The organism is Devosia insulae DS-56, assembly GCF_000970465.2.
Classification (GTDB): domain Bacteria; phylum Pseudomonadota; class Alphaproteobacteria; order Rhizobiales; family Devosiaceae; genus Devosia_A; species Devosia_A insulae.
This window is the reverse complement of sequence record NZ_LAJE02000146.1, coordinates 1-15,203: the sequence shown is the minus strand read 5'-3', so window position 1 is coordinate 15,203 and position 15,203 is coordinate 1. Positions and strand designations below refer to the sequence as shown.

14 protein-coding genes and 1 tRNA gene are annotated in these 15,203 nt (G+C 64.5%); 12 read left to right on the top strand and 3 right to left on the bottom strand.

Going from position 1 to position 15,203, the window contains the following annotated elements:
* Positions 1 to 83: 83 nt before the first annotated feature.
* The 7 genes from VW23_RS08490 (at position 84) to VW23_RS08460 (ending at position 7,187) form a co-directional block, all read left to right on the top strand.
* Positions 84 to 1,028, top strand: coding sequence for an ABC transporter permease (locus VW23_RS08490; protein ID WP_069909141.1), 945 nt, complete (start codon positions 84 to 86; stop codon positions 1,026 to 1,028).
* Entirely contained in the window at positions 1,025 to 1,828 is an 804-nt protein-coding gene (locus VW23_RS08485; RefSeq protein ID WP_069909140.1) for an ABC transporter permease, read from the top strand. The genes VW23_RS08490 and VW23_RS08485 overlap by 4 nt, the downstream gene beginning before the upstream one ends.
* A gap of 34 nt (positions 1,829 to 1,862) precedes the next feature.
* Positions 1,863 to 3,188 carry a histidinol dehydrogenase gene (gene hisD / locus VW23_RS08480; protein ID WP_069909139.1) on the top strand — a complete coding sequence of 442 codons (1,326 nt, stop codon included), beginning with the start codon at positions 1,863 to 1,865 and terminating at the stop codon, positions 3,186 to 3,188.
* A 7-nt stretch (positions 3,189 to 3,195) separates the two neighbouring features.
* Entirely contained in the window at positions 3,196 to 4,206 is a 1,011-nt protein-coding gene (locus tag VW23_RS08475) for a zinc-dependent alcohol dehydrogenase (RefSeq protein WP_069909138.1), read from the top strand.
* Between the two features lie 14 nt (positions 4,207 to 4,220).
* Complete coding sequence (locus VW23_RS08470) at positions 4,221 to 5,507, top strand: hypothetical protein (protein ID WP_069909137.1); 1,287 nt, start codon at positions 4,221 to 4,223, stop codon at positions 5,505 to 5,507.
* Positions 5,508 to 5,755: 248 nt separating this feature from the next.
* Positions 5,756 to 6,382: a TetR/AcrR family transcriptional regulator gene (locus tag VW23_RS08465; protein WP_069909136.1), complete on the top strand. Its 627-nt coding sequence runs from the start codon at positions 5,756 to 5,758 to the stop codon at positions 6,380 to 6,382.
* Between the two features lies 1 nt (position 6,383).
* Positions 6,384 to 7,187 carry an alpha/beta fold hydrolase gene (locus tag VW23_RS08460; protein WP_069909135.1) on the top strand — a complete coding sequence of 268 codons (804 nt, stop codon included), beginning with the start codon at positions 6,384 to 6,386 and terminating at the stop codon, positions 7,185 to 7,187.
* 198 nt (positions 7,188 to 7,385) lie between these two features.
* Here the strand turns inward: VW23_RS08460 and VW23_RS08455 are convergent, their stop codons facing one another.
* Together VW23_RS08455 and VW23_RS08450 are read right to left on the bottom strand one after the other, a co-directional pair.
* Entirely contained in the window at positions 7,386 to 8,384 is a 999-nt protein-coding gene (locus tag VW23_RS08455) for a DUF930 domain-containing protein (protein WP_069909134.1), read from the bottom strand.
* A gap of 192 nt (positions 8,385 to 8,576) precedes the next feature.
* A tRNA-Pro gene (locus VW23_RS08450) sits at positions 8,577 to 8,653 on the bottom strand.
* A gap of 105 nt (positions 8,654 to 8,758) precedes the next feature.
* Here VW23_RS08450 and VW23_RS08445 point away from each other — a divergent pair.
* Positions 8,759 to 9,490 (top strand): phosphatase PAP2 family protein, encoded by a 732-nt coding sequence (locus tag VW23_RS08445; protein WP_069909133.1) that lies wholly within the window; start codon positions 8,759 to 8,761, stop codon positions 9,488 to 9,490.
* Here the strand turns inward: VW23_RS08445 and metC are convergent.
* Positions 9,480 to 10,667, bottom strand: coding sequence for a cystathionine beta-lyase (metC, locus tag VW23_RS08440; protein ID WP_069909132.1), 1,188 nt, complete (start codon positions 10,665 to 10,667; stop codon positions 9,480 to 9,482). The genes VW23_RS08445 and metC overlap by 11 nt on opposite strands.
* A 214-nt stretch (positions 10,668 to 10,881) precedes the next feature.
* Between metC and VW23_RS08435 the strand changes: the two genes are divergently transcribed.
* The 4 genes from VW23_RS08435 (at position 10,882) to VW23_RS08420 (ending at position 15,156) form a co-directional block, all read left to right on the top strand.
* Entirely contained in the window at positions 10,882 to 11,913 is a 1,032-nt protein-coding gene (locus VW23_RS08435) for an amino acid ABC transporter substrate-binding protein (protein ID WP_069909131.1), read from the top strand.
* 117 nt (positions 11,914 to 12,030) lie between these two features.
* On the top strand, positions 12,031 to 13,218 hold the full coding sequence (locus VW23_RS08430) for an amino acid ABC transporter permease (protein WP_069909130.1): 1,188 nt from the start codon (positions 12,031 to 12,033) through the stop codon (positions 13,216 to 13,218).
* Between the two features lie 9 nt (positions 13,219 to 13,227).
* Positions 13,228 to 14,352 carry an amino acid ABC transporter permease gene (locus VW23_RS08425; RefSeq protein WP_069909129.1) on the top strand — a complete coding sequence of 375 codons (1,125 nt, stop codon included), beginning with the start codon at positions 13,228 to 13,230 and terminating at the stop codon, positions 14,350 to 14,352.
* Between the two features lie 3 nt (positions 14,353 to 14,355).
* A complete protein-coding gene (locus VW23_RS08420) occupies positions 14,356 to 15,156 on the top strand; it encodes an amino acid ABC transporter ATP-binding protein (RefSeq protein ID WP_069909128.1) in 801 nt (266 codons plus the stop codon).
* Positions 15,157 to 15,203 lie beyond the last annotated feature (47 nt).

Below are 15,203 nucleotides of genomic sequence, written 5' to 3'. Positions count from 1 at the left end.
CTCCACCAGCTTCGCTGGTCCCCCTCCCCCGCCACGCGGGGGAGGATAACTGAGATCCCGGTGCCGGCCCCCTGAGGAACAGCATGCGAACCTATCGAAAGGCCTATCCGCTTGGCTGGCGGATCATGGACGGGATTGAGGCCGCTGTGGCCGCCGTCTGGCCGAGACGGCTGTCTGGTGCGCTGCCCTACGTGATGGTGCTGCCGGCGGTGCTGCTGGTGCTGCTGCTGGTGATCGGCATGGTGCAGATCGCCGACCAGAGCGCCCGCGTGCTCGACACCAGTACCTTCATGCCTTCTGCCGACTATCGCTCGGCCAACTACGAGCAGATCTTCAATAGCGGCCTCTACTGGTCGATCCTGTGGCGGAGCCTTTTGGGCTCGGTGATCGTCACCGTGCTCTGTCTGATCTTCGCGTTCCCCTACAGCTACCTGATGGTGCGCACGCCCTCGGCGTTGCTGCGCAAGTTCCTGCTGATCGCGCTGTTCCTGCCCTTCTTCATCGGCCAGGTGGTGCGCGCCTATGGCTGGCTGATCATCCTCGGCAACCAGGGGGTGGTGAACGAGGTGCTGGGGCTGGTCGGCGTTCCCCCCATGCGGCTGCTCTACAACTACCCGGCCGTCCTCTTCGGCCTGGTGCAGTACATGATCCCGTTCGCCGTGCTGATGCTGGCCCCGGCCCTCACCGCCATCCCTGAAGAGATCGAATCCGCCGCCAGCAGCCTCGGCGCCAACTGGTGGCGCAGCTTCATCCATGTCGTGCTGCCGATGGCCAAGCCCGGCCTGATCGGCGCCGGCCTCGTCGTCCTGACGCTGTCGCTGACCGATTTCGCCATGCCGGCCATCCTCGGCGGCGGCTCACAGGATTTCATCGCCAACGCCATCTACGACCAGTTCTTCCGCACCTCGGACCAGGGCATGGGTGCCGCGCTCACCATCATCCTCGTCGGCATCGGCTCACTGGTCGTCGGCATCGTCTTCTCCATCTTCGGGGCCGGTACCCTCGCCATGGGGAGGGATCGCAAATGACCCAGCAACCCCTGAGCAAGTCGATCGTCATGTGGGCAATGGTGGCCCTCGTCCTGATCGTCCTCTCGGCCCCGACGATCGTCGTGCTCGGCGCGTCCTTCACCTCGGGCAATATCATCCAGTTCCCGCCGCAGGGCTTTTCGCTGCAATGGTATGCCAAGATCGCGCTGGCCGATGACCTGCGCAGCGCCTTCGTCCGCTCGTTGGCCGTGGCGCTGATCTGTACGCTGATTTCGATCCCGGTCGGCACCCTCGCGGGCATCGCGCTCAGCAAATATGCGATCAAGTTCGAGCGCACGCTGCAGATCTACCTGCTGCTGCCCTTCACCATCCCGCTGATCGGTTCGGGCATCGGGCTGATGCTGCTGTTCGGCGAGATGCGGATCCTCGGGCAGATCTGGCCGGTAGGCCTCGCCTGCTGCGTCATCAACCTGCCGTTCATGATCTGGGCGGTGATGGCGAGCTCGGCGAGCCTCGATCCCGACCTCGAACTGGCGGCGGCCAATTGCGGGGCAGGGCCGATCTCCAGCTTCTTCCATGTGACCATCCCGGGCGTCATGCCGGGGATCATCAGCGGCTCGCTGCTGATGTTCATCCTGGCGCTCAACGAGTTCCTGGTCAGTCTGCTCCTGACCGACGCCCGGACGGTGACGCTGCCGGTGCAGATCTACAATTCGATCCGCTCGATCATCACCCCGGACCTTGCGGCCATCTCCGTGGTCTTCATCGTCTGCGCGACCCTGGTGATCGCGCTGCTCGACCGCCTGGTCGGCCTCGACATCTTCCTCAAATCGAAATGACGGTCCGCCGTCCGTACGCAAAGTGAGACGAACTATGTCTGACGTGTCCTTCTACGACTACGCGAAGCTCTCGACCGAACAGCGGGCGGCGCTGCTGAAGCGCTCAGAGGCCGATCTCTCCGGCGTCATCGAGAAGGTGAAGCCGATCATCGAAGCAGTGCGGACCGAAGGCGACGCAGCGCTGGCCCGGTTTGCGCAGGATTTCGACAAGGCCGAGAACGTCACCGAAGCGACGCTGCAGGTTACATCGGCCGAGTTCGACGCCGCCTTCAAGGCGGTGGACAGCAAGGTCATCGACGCCATCCAGTTCGGCATCGAGAACATCCGCAGCTTCCACGAGGAGCAGAAGCCCGAGACCATGTGGATGAAGGAGATCCGGCCGGGCGCCTATGCCGGGGATCGCTTCACCCCCATCCAGTCGGTCGCCCTCTATGTGCCACGCGGCAAGGGCTCGTTCCCGTCGGTGACCATGATGACCTCGGTGCCGGCCGTCGTCGCCGGTGTGCCCAATCTTGCCATCGTCACGCCGCCGGCGCCCGATGGCAGCGTCGACGCAGCAACCCTGGTGGCGGCGCGCCTTGCCGGCGTCGAGACAGTCTACAAGGCCGGCGGCGCCCAGGCGGTTGCCGCCATCGCCTACGGGACGAAGACGGTGAAGCCCGCCCTCAAGATCGTTGGCCCGGGCAGCCCCTGGGTGGTGGCCGCCAAGCGCCTGCTCTCCGGCGTCATCGATACCGGCCTGCCCGCCGGTCCCTCCGAGGCGGTAATCTTCGCCGACGACACCATCAATGGTGGCCTCGCCGCACTCGACCTGCTCATCGAAGCCGAGCACGGTCCGGACTCGTCGGCCTACCTCGTCACCCACAGCCGGCGCGTCGCCGAGGAGGCGATCGCCGCGCTGCCGGGTCTCTGGGGGAAAATGACCGAGCAGCGCGTCGCCTTCTCACGCACCGTGCTGACCGGCGGCAAGACCGGCGGCATCATCCTCACCTCGTCGGTCGAGGAGAGCTACGACTTCATCAACGCCTATGCCCCCGAGCACCTCGAGATCCTCTCCACCGAGCCCTACGATCACCTCGGCAAGATCACCGAAGCGTCGGAAATCCTGCTCGGCCAGCACACCCCCTGCAGCATTGGCAATTTCGGCCTCGGGCCCAATGCCGTGCTGCCGACCAGCCGCTGGGCCCGCACCTATGGTCCGCTCTCGGTTACCGATTTCGTCAAGCGCAGCTCGATCGGCTACGTCACCGCCGCCGGCTTCCCGCTGCTCGCGAGGCACGCCCACGAGCTCGCCATCTACGAGGGTTTTTCGTCACACGCCCTGGCCGTCTCGGACCTGCGCCAGCAGTTCGTGCGGTAGACGGTCCATGCGCGCGGTTCGCCTCCACGATGTCAAGGACCTGAGGTACGAACAGATCGATGCGCCCGGAGCACCGGGCCCCGGTTCGGTGCTCATCGCCGTCGAGGCCGCCGGCATCTGTGGCTCCGACCTCCACAATTTCTCGACCGGGCAGTGGATCTCGCGCCGGCCGAGCGTCGCCGGGCACGAGTTCTGCGGCCGCATCGCAGCGGTGGGGCAGGGCGTATCCGACCTTTCGGTCGGACAGGCGGTGGTGGCCGATTCCCGCTGCTGGTGCGGCGAGTGTCCGCAATGCCGCGATGGCCATCGCAACGCCTGTGAACGCCTCGGCTTCGTCGGCGAGGTCTGTGATGGCGGCTTTGCCGAACAGGTCATCCTGCCGGCGAGACTGGTGCAGCCGCGGCCTGAGGCCATGGACCCGCGTGTTGCGGCAATGAGCGAGCCACTCGCCGTGGCCCTGCACGCCATCAACAAGGTCGCACCGGCGGACGGCGCTGCCGTGCTGGTGGTCGGCTGCGGCACCATTGGCGGCCTCTGCGCGCTCGCCCTCTCGCATCGCCATAACGGCCCGCTTCTGCTGGCGGATCGCAATGCCGATCGGGCCCGGATGGTCGCCGAGGTCACCGGCGGTCAGGTTGTCGATCTCACCCCTGACGCCATCGCCGCCGCCAACCGGGGCCGACCGCTGCGTTTTGCCATCGACGCCACCGGCAGCATCGCCGCCTTACGGCAGCTGCTCGAGGTCATCGGGCCCAACTCCGTGCTGGGCCTTGTCGGCATCAGCCACGGCAAGCTCGATCTCGATCCCAACCAACTGGTCGAGCGTGAGATCCAGCTGGTCGGCTGTCACGCCTTCAAGGACGAACTGCCCGAGGCGATCGCCTTGGCCGACGCACGCGGCGAGCAACTGCTCTCCCTGATCGATGAGGAGATATCGCTCGACCAGGTACCGGCCGCCTTCGAGCGCTTGCTGGCCGGCCATGTCAAAGGCCTCAAGACCATCATCTCCATCCGCTAGCCCGGTAAGACCACATGACCCAGTTTTCCAGCCGGACGGCGGATATCCGCGCCGCCGCCAAGCACCATGACGGCCAGGCGGAACCGCTGCTCGCGGTGCTTCTCGCCGATCTGTTTCAGATCGATGCGCGGCACGTCGCCATCAACCGTGACCAATACAGCCTCAACTCGCTCAACGGTTTCTTCGACACCGCCGACGGCGCCTTCTTCTTCAAGTTCCACCAGGAAGAGGGCGAGGAGCAGATGAGCGGCGAGTATTATCGCGCCGACATCCTGGCGCGGGCTGGATTGCCGGTGGATCAGGCGGTCTACACCTCGACGCTCCCCGGCGAGCAGATCCTCGTCTACCGCCGTCGCACCGATCCGCGCTTCTCCGATGTCCTGCGGGCCCTCGATCTCGACGACCACCCCGGGCGCTGTGCCGCGGCGGTCTCGGCCGAAGCGACGCTGAGCGATCGCGTCACCGAAATCTACCGACAGACCCTGCACCCGATCACACCGGCGCATTCGCAGAGCGAGCCGGTCCATCGGCTGTTCTTCGAACGCCTCATCGACCCGGTCACCGGCGCCTATCCCGGCGGTCGCCTCAACGGTTTTTATGTCGGCCAGAGCTTCGCGTTTCCGGGCGTCACGCTGAGCTGGGACGAATTTGCCGGAGCCAGGTTTGTCGTCAACGGCGTCGCTTATCGCCATTCGATCGGCGAGCTGTTCGACCTGGCGTACCGCCGCCTGAACCCCGCTCGCCTGGCGGATGCCGGCGGCGTCGTGGCGCATGGCGACGCGCACAATGCCAATGTCTGGTACTCCGAGGGGCAGGGCGGGCCGAGTCTGTCGTTCTTCGATCCCGCGTTTGCCGGCGAACACGTGCCCTCGCTCCTCGCCGAGGTGAAGACGACCTTCCACAACATCATCGCCCACCCGCTCTGGCTCTACGATCCAGAGGAAGTCGCGAAGCGCTACACCGCAACCGCAACCCATCGCGACGGCACCCTCGCCATCGAGACGGACTGGGCCCTGACCCCGGTCCGCGAAGACCTGCTCCGGGTGAAGGCCGAACGCGCCTGGCGTCCGTTGTTGCAGGATTTGCGGGATCGCAACCTCCTGCCGGCAGACTGGCGTGACGTTATCCGACTGGGCCTTTTCCTCTGCCCCACACTGGTGATGAACCTCCGCGCCGGCAGCGGCCGCCACAACCCGATCTCCTCGGCCATCGGCTTCGCCAACGCAGTGCGCGTCGGCAGCGAACCGGACGACGGCACAGACTTCGTGACCGCGTTCCTCGATTCGATCGAGCCGCGCTAGGCGTTGCTGGTTGGGCACCGCAGCGCCGCTGACGGTGACACAACGTCTCAACGACTGCTTGTGGCTCAAAGCAGACGCCCGCGTTCCAGGTTAGTCAAAGGGTGGCAGCGATCGAGGCCGCTGCGCCTGTTCTTCTCTACCAGAACTTCTCCTTGCGAAAGTCTTTATATCGGAGCTGTTCATCCAGGGATTCGTCCTGCCTCACATGGCACTTTTGACACCATACCAACTAGTGGGTATGGTTTGGTATGCACGAGTCACGCCTCAAAATTCTGAATGCGACGCTCAACGTCGTCCGGGAGAAGGGCTACCACGCCACCCGCATCGAGGATGTCTGCGCCGCAGCTGGCCTGACGAAGGGCAGCTTCTTTCATCATTTTTCCAGCAAGGAAGAATTGGCCATCGCCGCGGCAACCCATTGGGATGTGGTCACCGGAACACTATTCGCCTCGGCGAGCTACCATTCCGCACTGGAGCCGCTCGACCGGCTGCTGGGCTACATCGAACTGCGGAAAGCCCTGCTCACCAACACGATCCCCGAGGCCACCTGCTACGCCGGCACGATCGTGCAGGAAGCCTATGTGACGCATCCCGCCGTTCGTGAGGCCTGTGCCAACAGCATCGTGTTGCACGCGCGGACGCTCGAAGCGGATATCGAGGCGGCAATTGCCCGCAGCGACTACAGCGGTGAACTCACAGCCGAGAGCCTCGCACTGCACACCCAGGCGGTCGTGCAAGGCGCGTTCATCCTCGCCAAAGCGCTGGACGGTATGCCCGCCGCGCTCGACAGCCTCGATCATCTAGCTCGCTACTTCCGGCTGCTCTTTGCTGTGCCGGCGAGACGGGTCCGCAAGACGATTTCAAAGGAGAGGTAAGATGCCCCATGTCACTTCTGCGGACGGCACGAGGATCGCCTACGACCGGAAAGGCACTGGCCCGGCAGTGATCCTCGTCGGCGGCACCCTGGACGACGGCGCTGAGAACGCGCCGCTGGCTCCGCTTCTTGCCGACCATTTCACGGTCTACAATTACGCACGACGTGGCCGGGGCGCCAGCGGCAATACACCGCCCTACGCCTTGGCGCGGGAGCTGGAAGACCTCGACGCGCTGATTGCGACAGCCGGCGGCTCAGCTCATTTGTACGGCGCCTCATCTGGCGGCGCTCTCGCGCTGGAGGCAGCAGCGGCAGGTTCGGCGATCGACAAGATCGCGGTGTGGGATGTGCCGTACGTGATCGGGGACGACCAGTGGCCGAGGTTCAACCAGTACCTCGCGGACACCCGCGAGGCGGACAAAGCCGGCCGCGACGAGGAGCTCCTGGAACTGTTCATGAGGCTTACCGGCGGACCCGACGCGGACATCGCGACTTACAAACAGTACCCGTTCTGGGCCTCGTCCGTCGCGCTCGCCCACACGCTCGTTAAAGACGCCGTGATCCTCAATGACTACAAGATCCCCACGGCCCGACTTGCCCGCATCACTCAGCCGGTCCTGGTAACCACCGAGGGTACGACCACCCAGCCCCAGTTCGCGGGCCTCCCGAGCGACTTCTTCGACCGCGCCGCGAAAGCGATAACCGCTGCTATCCCCCAGGCCGAACGACGCACGCTCGACGGGCAGGGACACGTCGTCGCCCCCGAACTCATGGCCCGTGTACTGAAGACGTTCTTCAACCAGTAACCCGTCGGCACCAGGCTTCCACTGCCATCTGAGAAACCGGCCTTCATTAGCCTCGCTCACGTACGTGAGCCTCTCGATATTCGACTGCCGCGCAATTGGCGATTGCACGCGGTGCAGGTATCTCAAGACTCAGGTCGGAGTGCTCTGCTGGGCCCGATCGATCGCCAGCGTGCCTGAGCCCAGCATCTGCCGCTCCGGTTAGGTCTTGCTCAGTCGAGCAAGCACTGCGTCCGTCACGTCGGCGCCGAGCCGATAGGAAAACGCAGTGACACTCGTAAGGTCGTCGCTGAGCGTGCAGTCGAAAGCGAGGCCATACCACCTGTCTCCGGAGCGGAAGATCGCGCCGGTGGCTGTGAGGCGCGTGCCTGTCATCTCCGACCTGGCATAGGCTTCCGCCATCACCACGTCGGGCGCGAAGCCTTCCCCGGCATTGCCGATCTGGGCCAGGGCCTCAATGTTGCAGGTTTGCGCCAGCCGCTTTTCGGGCGGCAGCGTTTCGAGCATCGTGCGCGCCTGCGCCATGCTGGGAACACTCAGCATCGCCTCGAGATAGAAGCGTTTGGCGCTGTGCGGCGCCCCCAGCTCAAGGGTCGCGACATCGGGCTCCGCCGACGGAGCAGACGGGGCTGTTCCTTCCGCCATCTCGCCAGTGTCGGCGGTGACTGCGGTGACGGCTCCATCCGGCACGCTGGCTGGGGCAGTCAGCCCCTTCACCCTGGGACGCGACAGCGGTATCGGGGCTGCCTTTGCTGCGGTCTCCGAACCCCGCTCCGGCTCCGATACTGCGGTGGCGGAGGCCTTGTCTACGGGCTTTGGGGCCGCCGTTTCGGATGGCGGCTCGGGCTGAGATACCTCCGCCGCCGATGGAGTTGGACCGGCTGCCTGCTCTGCCGGTGGCGGATCGGCTGGGGTCGTATTGGCCGGCGGCAAGGTTGCCGCCGAAGCCTCCTCCGTTGGCTCCTCCGCAGGCGGCTCGCTGGCCTCCGGGGGCGGCTCGCTGGCCTCCGGGGGCCGCACGAGCTCCACGTCGATGGCCGCGAGCGGTGTGGCTTCGGCGCTGTCGGGCCGCGGCTGCCAGAGGAAGAACGCCAGCACCCCCACGTGCAACATTGCTGAAGCCATCGTGCCCCAGACGGTCCATGAGTCACGCCTTGGCGGCTTGGGGAGCGTCCGTTCGGGCAGCGTGACTTCGCTCATGGTTCAGCCTGCCATGACGATTGTGGCGTCCGGTGGGAGAGCAAGAACATTTTCGCTCGCCAGGGACTTACTGGCAATGGCCAGGAGGGGCCCGGATAATGCTGGGGCTTATGGGAGTCCGCTAGCGGGCGCTTCTATTAGCCTCGGCCCGGACAGAGGCCTAGCAAGCTCCAGCGCCTGCTGCCTTAGCGATGGTCGGGGCAGAGTGATTCGAACACTCGACCCCCGGTTCCCAAAACCGGTGCTCTACCAGACTGAGCTATACCCCGAACAATCGCCCCCTCCGTTATCGGGAGTTGCTGCAAAGAGCAAGCAGGGCAAACCCATTTGGCATCCGGTTGACGTGAGCCGGCGTCTCCGCCGACAAGAGCGCCATGATCGATCTGAGCAAGCCTTGGCCGTTTGGCCTCACCCGTCGTCGAGCGCCCTGGTTCTTCCTCGGCTTTGTCGTGCTGATCGCGGCGCTGCATCTGCTCGATCGGCCGCTCTCCGCCTGGGGGCAGGGGCTACCGGACAGCGTACGGGCGGTGTTCTTCTGGATCACCGAGTGGGGGAAATCCGACTGGATTCTGATTCCCACCTTTATCGCCTGGCTAGCCGCCTGGCTGCTGTCACTGCTGACGCGTGACAATCTCCGCCTGGCGCTGCGGGAGCTCGCCGTGCTCGCCGGCTTCATCTTCCTCGGCGTCGGCCTTCCTGGCCTCGTCTCGACGCTGCTGAAGCGCGCCATCGGCCGCGGCCGGCCCGAGACCTGGACGTCCGAAATGCCGCTCAGCTTTCAGAGTTTCAACTGGAGCGCCTACAACTACCAGAGCTTCCCCTCGGGGCACTCCACCACGGCCTTCGCTTTTGCCGCGGTCCTGGCGTTCCTGTGGCCGAAGGCGTTCTGGCCGGCCATGCTGTTTGCTGCCGCCATTGCCGTGTCGCGGGTCATCGTCGGTGAGCACTACCCCACCGATATCACCGCCGGCGCATTGCTCGGCGTGCTGGGCGCCTATGCCGTGCGCCAGCTGTTCGTCTCGCGCGGCTGGTTGTTCGCCGCGACCGCTTCCGGCACGGAGCGCCGGCCGTTCGCCGCGCTCCGCACCCTGTTGGTCAGGCAATAGCCCGGTAGCGCGTCAGCGCTGCCGCCATATCCGCCTTGAGGTCATCGAGGCTCTCGAGCCCCACATGCACGCGGAACATCTGCCCCGGCGCGTCCCACGCCACCGCCGTGCGGATGTTCGAGGGATCGAACGGGATGCAGAGGCTCTCGTAGCCGCCCCACGAATAGCCCATGCCGAACAGCTGAAAACCGTTGACCATCGCCGCCAGCGCGTCGCGCGACCGTTTTTTCAGCCGGAACGCGAACAGGCTCCCGGCGCCGCTGAAATCCCTCTTGAACAGCGCATGATCCGGGTGGCTCGGGAGGGCAGGGTGATAGACCTCCTCCACTTCAGGCTGGCCCTCCAGCCAGCTGGCGAAGGCCAGTGCCGCCTCATCGTGGTGCTTCATTCGCACCGCCAGCGTCCTGAGTCCGCGCAGCGTCAGGTACGAATCGTCGGGCGATACCGCCACCCCGAGGATGCGGTGGGTACGCTTCAGCCGCCCCCACAGCTTCTCGTTGGCGGAAACCGTCCCCACCATGGCGTCCGAGTGCCCGACGAACATCTTGGTCGCGGCGTGCATCACCATGTCGGAGCCAAATTCGAGCGGCCGGTGGAATAGCGGCGTACCCCACGAATTGTCGACGATCACCGTGATGCCCCGGGCGTGCGCCGCCGCGGCAATCGCCGGCAGATCCTGCATCTCGAAAGTCAGCGACCCCGGGCTCTCGACGAAGATTGCCTTGGTCTTGTCGGTGAACAGCTCGGCAATGCCGGCGCCGATGCGCGGATCATAGTAGCGAGTCGTCACCCCGAACCGCGTCAGCCCTTCGGTCGCGAAGGTCCGCGTCGGCTCGTACGCCGAGTCGGTCATCAGCAACTCGTCGCCCGCCGAAACGGCGGCGAGCAATGCCGTCGAAACCGCCGACAGGCCCGATGGCGCAATGATGGTGCCGGCTGCCCCCTCGAGCTCGCTGATGAGGTCGCAGAGCGCCCGCGTGGTCGGGTTGTCATTGCGCCCATAGCGGTACGGCGCCTTGTAATCTTCCAGCTCGTCCAGTGACTTGAACAGGATCGTCGAGCCACGGAACACCGGCATGTTGACGAAGCCGAAGTGCTCGTCCGATGCCCGCCCGCTATGCGTGAGAACGGTTGCGAGGGATGCGGGTATGCCGCTTTTCCCGTTGTTATCAGTCATTTCAAACTCTGCCCAAAACGCAGTCACCAGAGAAATATGGGCAAAAAACAGTCAGGTTTGCTGCCCCATTTCGGCCATAGCGCTTGACGCAACCGTCAATTGCCGCTTCGATGCTTACCAGCATCACATCCGCCCTCCAAGGCGGAGGTGCCGCCGGGCAACAGGCTGGGGCCAAGTTGCCCGACGAACAGGGTCAGGAAACAAGGTAATAACAATGATCAAATCGCTTCTTTCCGTCGCGCTTGCGGCAGGCCTCGGCCTTTCCGCATCCGCCGCCTTCGCGCAGACGACAACCTCGGCAACGCTCGACGCGGTCAAGGCCAAGGGCTATGTCCAATGCGGCGTGACCGGCGGCGTGCCGGGGTTCTCCGCCCCCGACGCGAACAACAACTGGTCTGGTCTCGAAGTCGATTACTGCCGCGCTCTGGCGGCCGCGATCTTCAACAATGCGGACTCGGTCCGTTACACGCCGCTCACCTCGCAGGAGCGCTTCACGGCGCTCAGCGCCGGTGAAATCGACGTGCTGTCGCGCACCACCACCTGGACCATGAGCCGCGATACCCAGCTGGGCATCAAGTTCATCGGCACCATGTTCTATGACGGCCAGGGCTTCATGGTCCGCAAGGCCGACAATATCGCTTCGGCTCTCGATCTCAGCGGCGCCGCCGTCTGCATCGAGTCGGGCACCACCACCGAGCTGAACGCGGCCGACTACTTCGCCGCCAACAACCTCGAGTTCAACACCGTGGTGTTCGTCGATCAGGACGAAGTGGTGAAGGCCTACGAAGATGGCCGCTGCGACGTCTACACCACTGACTCCTCCGCGCTCGCCGCCGAGCGTTCGAAGTTCGCCAACCCGGCTGACCACATCATCCTGCCGGAGATCATCTCCAAGGAGCCGCTCGGCCCCGTGGTGCGTCAGGGCGACGATGGCTGGTTCAACATTGCCCGCTGGACCTACTACGCGCTCCTCGAATCCGAAGAACTCGGCGTCAGCTCGGCCAACGTCGACGAAATGCTGGCTTCCGATAACCCGGCGATCAAGCGCCTGCTCGGCGTTGAAGGCGATTTCGGCACCCCGATCGGCCTGACCAAGGACTGGGCCTACCAGATCATCAAGCTGGTGGGTAACTACGGCGAAGTCTACGAGAAGCATGTCGGCCCCTCGACGCCGATCGGGCTCGCCCGCGGCCTGAACGCCCTGTGGAAAGACGGCGGCATCCAGTACTCGCCGCCGATCCGCTAAACCTTCTGCAGCCCGGCGCTGAACTCCAGCGCCGGGCTGACCGTTTCTGGCGAGCGGCAGGCGGAACCCGCGTGCGCCGGTACTTTTTCTTCTCCTGGGCAGGGAGATGCATAGCTCATGGCATCCATCGACACGGCGCAATCACCGCCGCGGAGCTTCTCATTCAACGATCCCGTCGTGCGGGGCGTCATCTATCAGGTCGTCGTCGCGGTTCTGGTGGTGGTGTTCCTCGTCTGGATCGTCAACAACACGGCGATCAACCTCAAGGCGCAGAACAAGACCTCGGGCTTCGACTTCCTGTGGAAGACAGCCGGGTTCGACATCAGCTTCACGCTGTTCCCGTTCGATCGCACCTCGCTCTACTGGCAGGCGTTCCTCGTCGGCCTCACCAACACCGTTCTCGTCGCAGCCATCGGCATCTTCTTTGCCACGCTCATCGGCTTCACCGTCGGCATCGCCCGGCTGAGTTCGAACTACCTGGTGTCGCGGCTGGCCACCGTCTACGTCGAGACCATCCGCAACATCCCGCTGCTGCTGCAGCTGTTCTTCTGGTACTTCGCAGTGCTGAAGACCATGCCGGCAGTACGCGACTCGCTGGCCTTGCCGCTCGACACCTTCATCAACCAGCGCGGCCTGTTTGTCCCCAAGCCCATCCCTGACGAGCAGTTCGTCTGGGTCTGGGCGGGGCTCGCCGTTGCCCTGGTGCTATGGCTGGTGCTGCGGCAATGGGCCAAGGCGCGCCTCGAGCGCACCGGCAAGCGCTTCCCGGTGTTCCTTGGCGGGCTCGCGCTGACCCTGGTCATCGTCGGCCTTGTCTGGGTGGTGAGCGGCGCTTCCGTCACCTTCGATCCGCCGGTGCTCAACCGTTTCAATTTCAAGGGCGGGCTCGAGCTGCCGCCGGAGTTCGTGGCACTGGTCTTCGGCCTCTCGATCTATACCGCCGCCTTCATCGCTGAGCTGGTGCGCGGCGGTATCCAGTCAGTCAGCCACGGCCAGACCGAGGCGGCGCAGGCGCTGGGGCTACAGGATGGCGATCGGCTTCGGTTGGTCATCGTCCCGCAGGCGATGCGCGTCATCATCCCGCCGCTGACCAGTCAGTACCTGAACCTGACCAAGAACTCGTCGCTGGGCGCCGCCATCGGCTACCCCGAGCTGGTCAACGTGTTCACCGGCACGACGCTCAACCAGACCGGCCGCGCCATCGAGGTGATCGCGCTCACCATGCTGGTCTATCTCATCCTGTCGCTGGGCACTTCGGCGATCATGAACTGGTACAACGCCCGTGTGGCGCTGGTTGAACGCTAGGAGCGGCAGATGACCGATATCGCCTTCGTCCGCTCCGAGATCGAGAAAGCTCAGCCGGCGCCGCGCAGCCAAACCGGCCTCGTCGCCTGGATGCGCAAGAACCTGTTTGCCAGCGTCTCGGACACTATCCTCTCCGTCATCGCGATCCTGTTCCTGCTGTGGATCGTCCCGGCACTCTATGGCTTCCTGATTGGCCGCGCCGTACCGCCGGGCGGCACAGTCGAGCAGTGCCGGGTCGAAAATGTCGGCGCCTGCTGGGCCTACATCGCCAGCGAGATCGAGTTCTTCATCTACGGCTTCTACCCGATGGCCGAGTACTGGCGTCCGAACATCGTGTTCGCCATGCTCGCGCTGATCGGCCTGCCGCTGCTCTGGCCGTCGGCGCCGTTCAAGGTGGTCAACGCCATCCTGTTCTTCGTGGTGTTCCCGATCGCCTCGGTGGTCCTGCTCTCGGGTGGCATGTTCGGCCTGCGCTATGTGCCGACCGAGCAGTGGGGTGGCCTGTTGGTCACGCTGATCATCTCGGTGGTCGGCATCAGTCTGTCGCTGCCGATGGGGATCCTGTTGGCGCTCGGCCGGCAATCGAAGCTCCCGATCATCAAGACCCTCTGCATCTGCTTCATCGAACTGATCCGCGCTGTGCCGCTGATCACCATCCTGTTCATGGCCTCGATCATGCTGCCGCTGTTCATGCCGCAGGGAACGACGGTGGACAAACTGGTGCGTGCGCTCGTCGGTGTGACGCTGTTCGCCTCGGCCTATATGGCCGAAGTGGTTCGCGGCGGCATGCAGGCCATCGGCCGCGGCCAATACGAGGCGGCCGCCGCCCTCGGGCTCGGCTACTGGCGGCGGATGGGTTTCATCATCCTGCCGCAGGCATTGAAGCACGTGATCCCCGGCATCGTCGGCAACTTCATCTCGCTGCTGAAGGACACGTCGCTGGTCTACATCGTCGGCATGAAGGATCTGCTCGAAGCAGTGAAGACCAAGAACGACGCCATCGAATGGGCATCGCCAACGCAATCGGTCACCGGCTATATTTTCGCCGCAGCCGTGTTCTGGGTGCTCTGTTTCTCAATCTCCCGATACTCCCGATACTGGGAGCGCCGGCTCAACACCGGCCACAAGAGGTAGCTGATGTCAGACGTATCTCCCGTCGTCGTCGATCGCGATATCGACACCACCAACATGCAGGTTAGTAAGACCGAGGTAGCGGTCGAGATCATCGGCATGAACAAGTGGTTCGGTGATTTCCACGTGCTGCGCGACATCAACCTCAAGGTGATGAAGGGCGAACGCATTGTCATTGCCGGACCGTCCGGCTCCGGCAAGTCGACGCTGATCCGCTGCATCAACCGCCTCGAGGAGCACCAGAAAGGCCAGGTCATCGTCAACGGCGTCGAACTGACCTCGGACCTGAAGCGCGTCGATGAAGTGCGCCGCGAAGTCGGCATGGTGTTCCAGCACTTCAACCTGTTCCCGCACCTCACCATCCTGCAGAACCTGACGCTTGCCCCGATCTGGGTGCGCGGCGTGCCCAAGGCGCAGGCCGAGGAAACGGCGATGCTGTACCTTGAGCGGGTCCGCATCCCCGAACAGGCGGCCAAGTATCCCGGCCAGCTCTCCGGCGGCCAGCAGCAGCGCGTCGCCATCGCCCGCTCGCTTTGCATGAACCCCAGGATCATGCTGTTCGATGAGCCGACCTCGGCCCTCGATCCGGAAATGGTCAAGGAAGTGCTCGAGGTGATGATCAGCCTCGCCGAGGAAGGCATGACCATGCTCTGCGTGACCCACGAAATGGGTTTTGCCCGCCAGGTCGCCAACCGCGTCATCTTCATGGATCAGGGCCAGATCATCGAGCAGAACGAACCCGAAGCGTTCTTCTCCAACCCGCAGCACGAACGCACCAAGCTCTTCCTCAGCCAGATCCTGCACTGAGGGCTTGGGCCATGCGGCCGACAGGCCGGTGCGGGAAGAGTACCCCC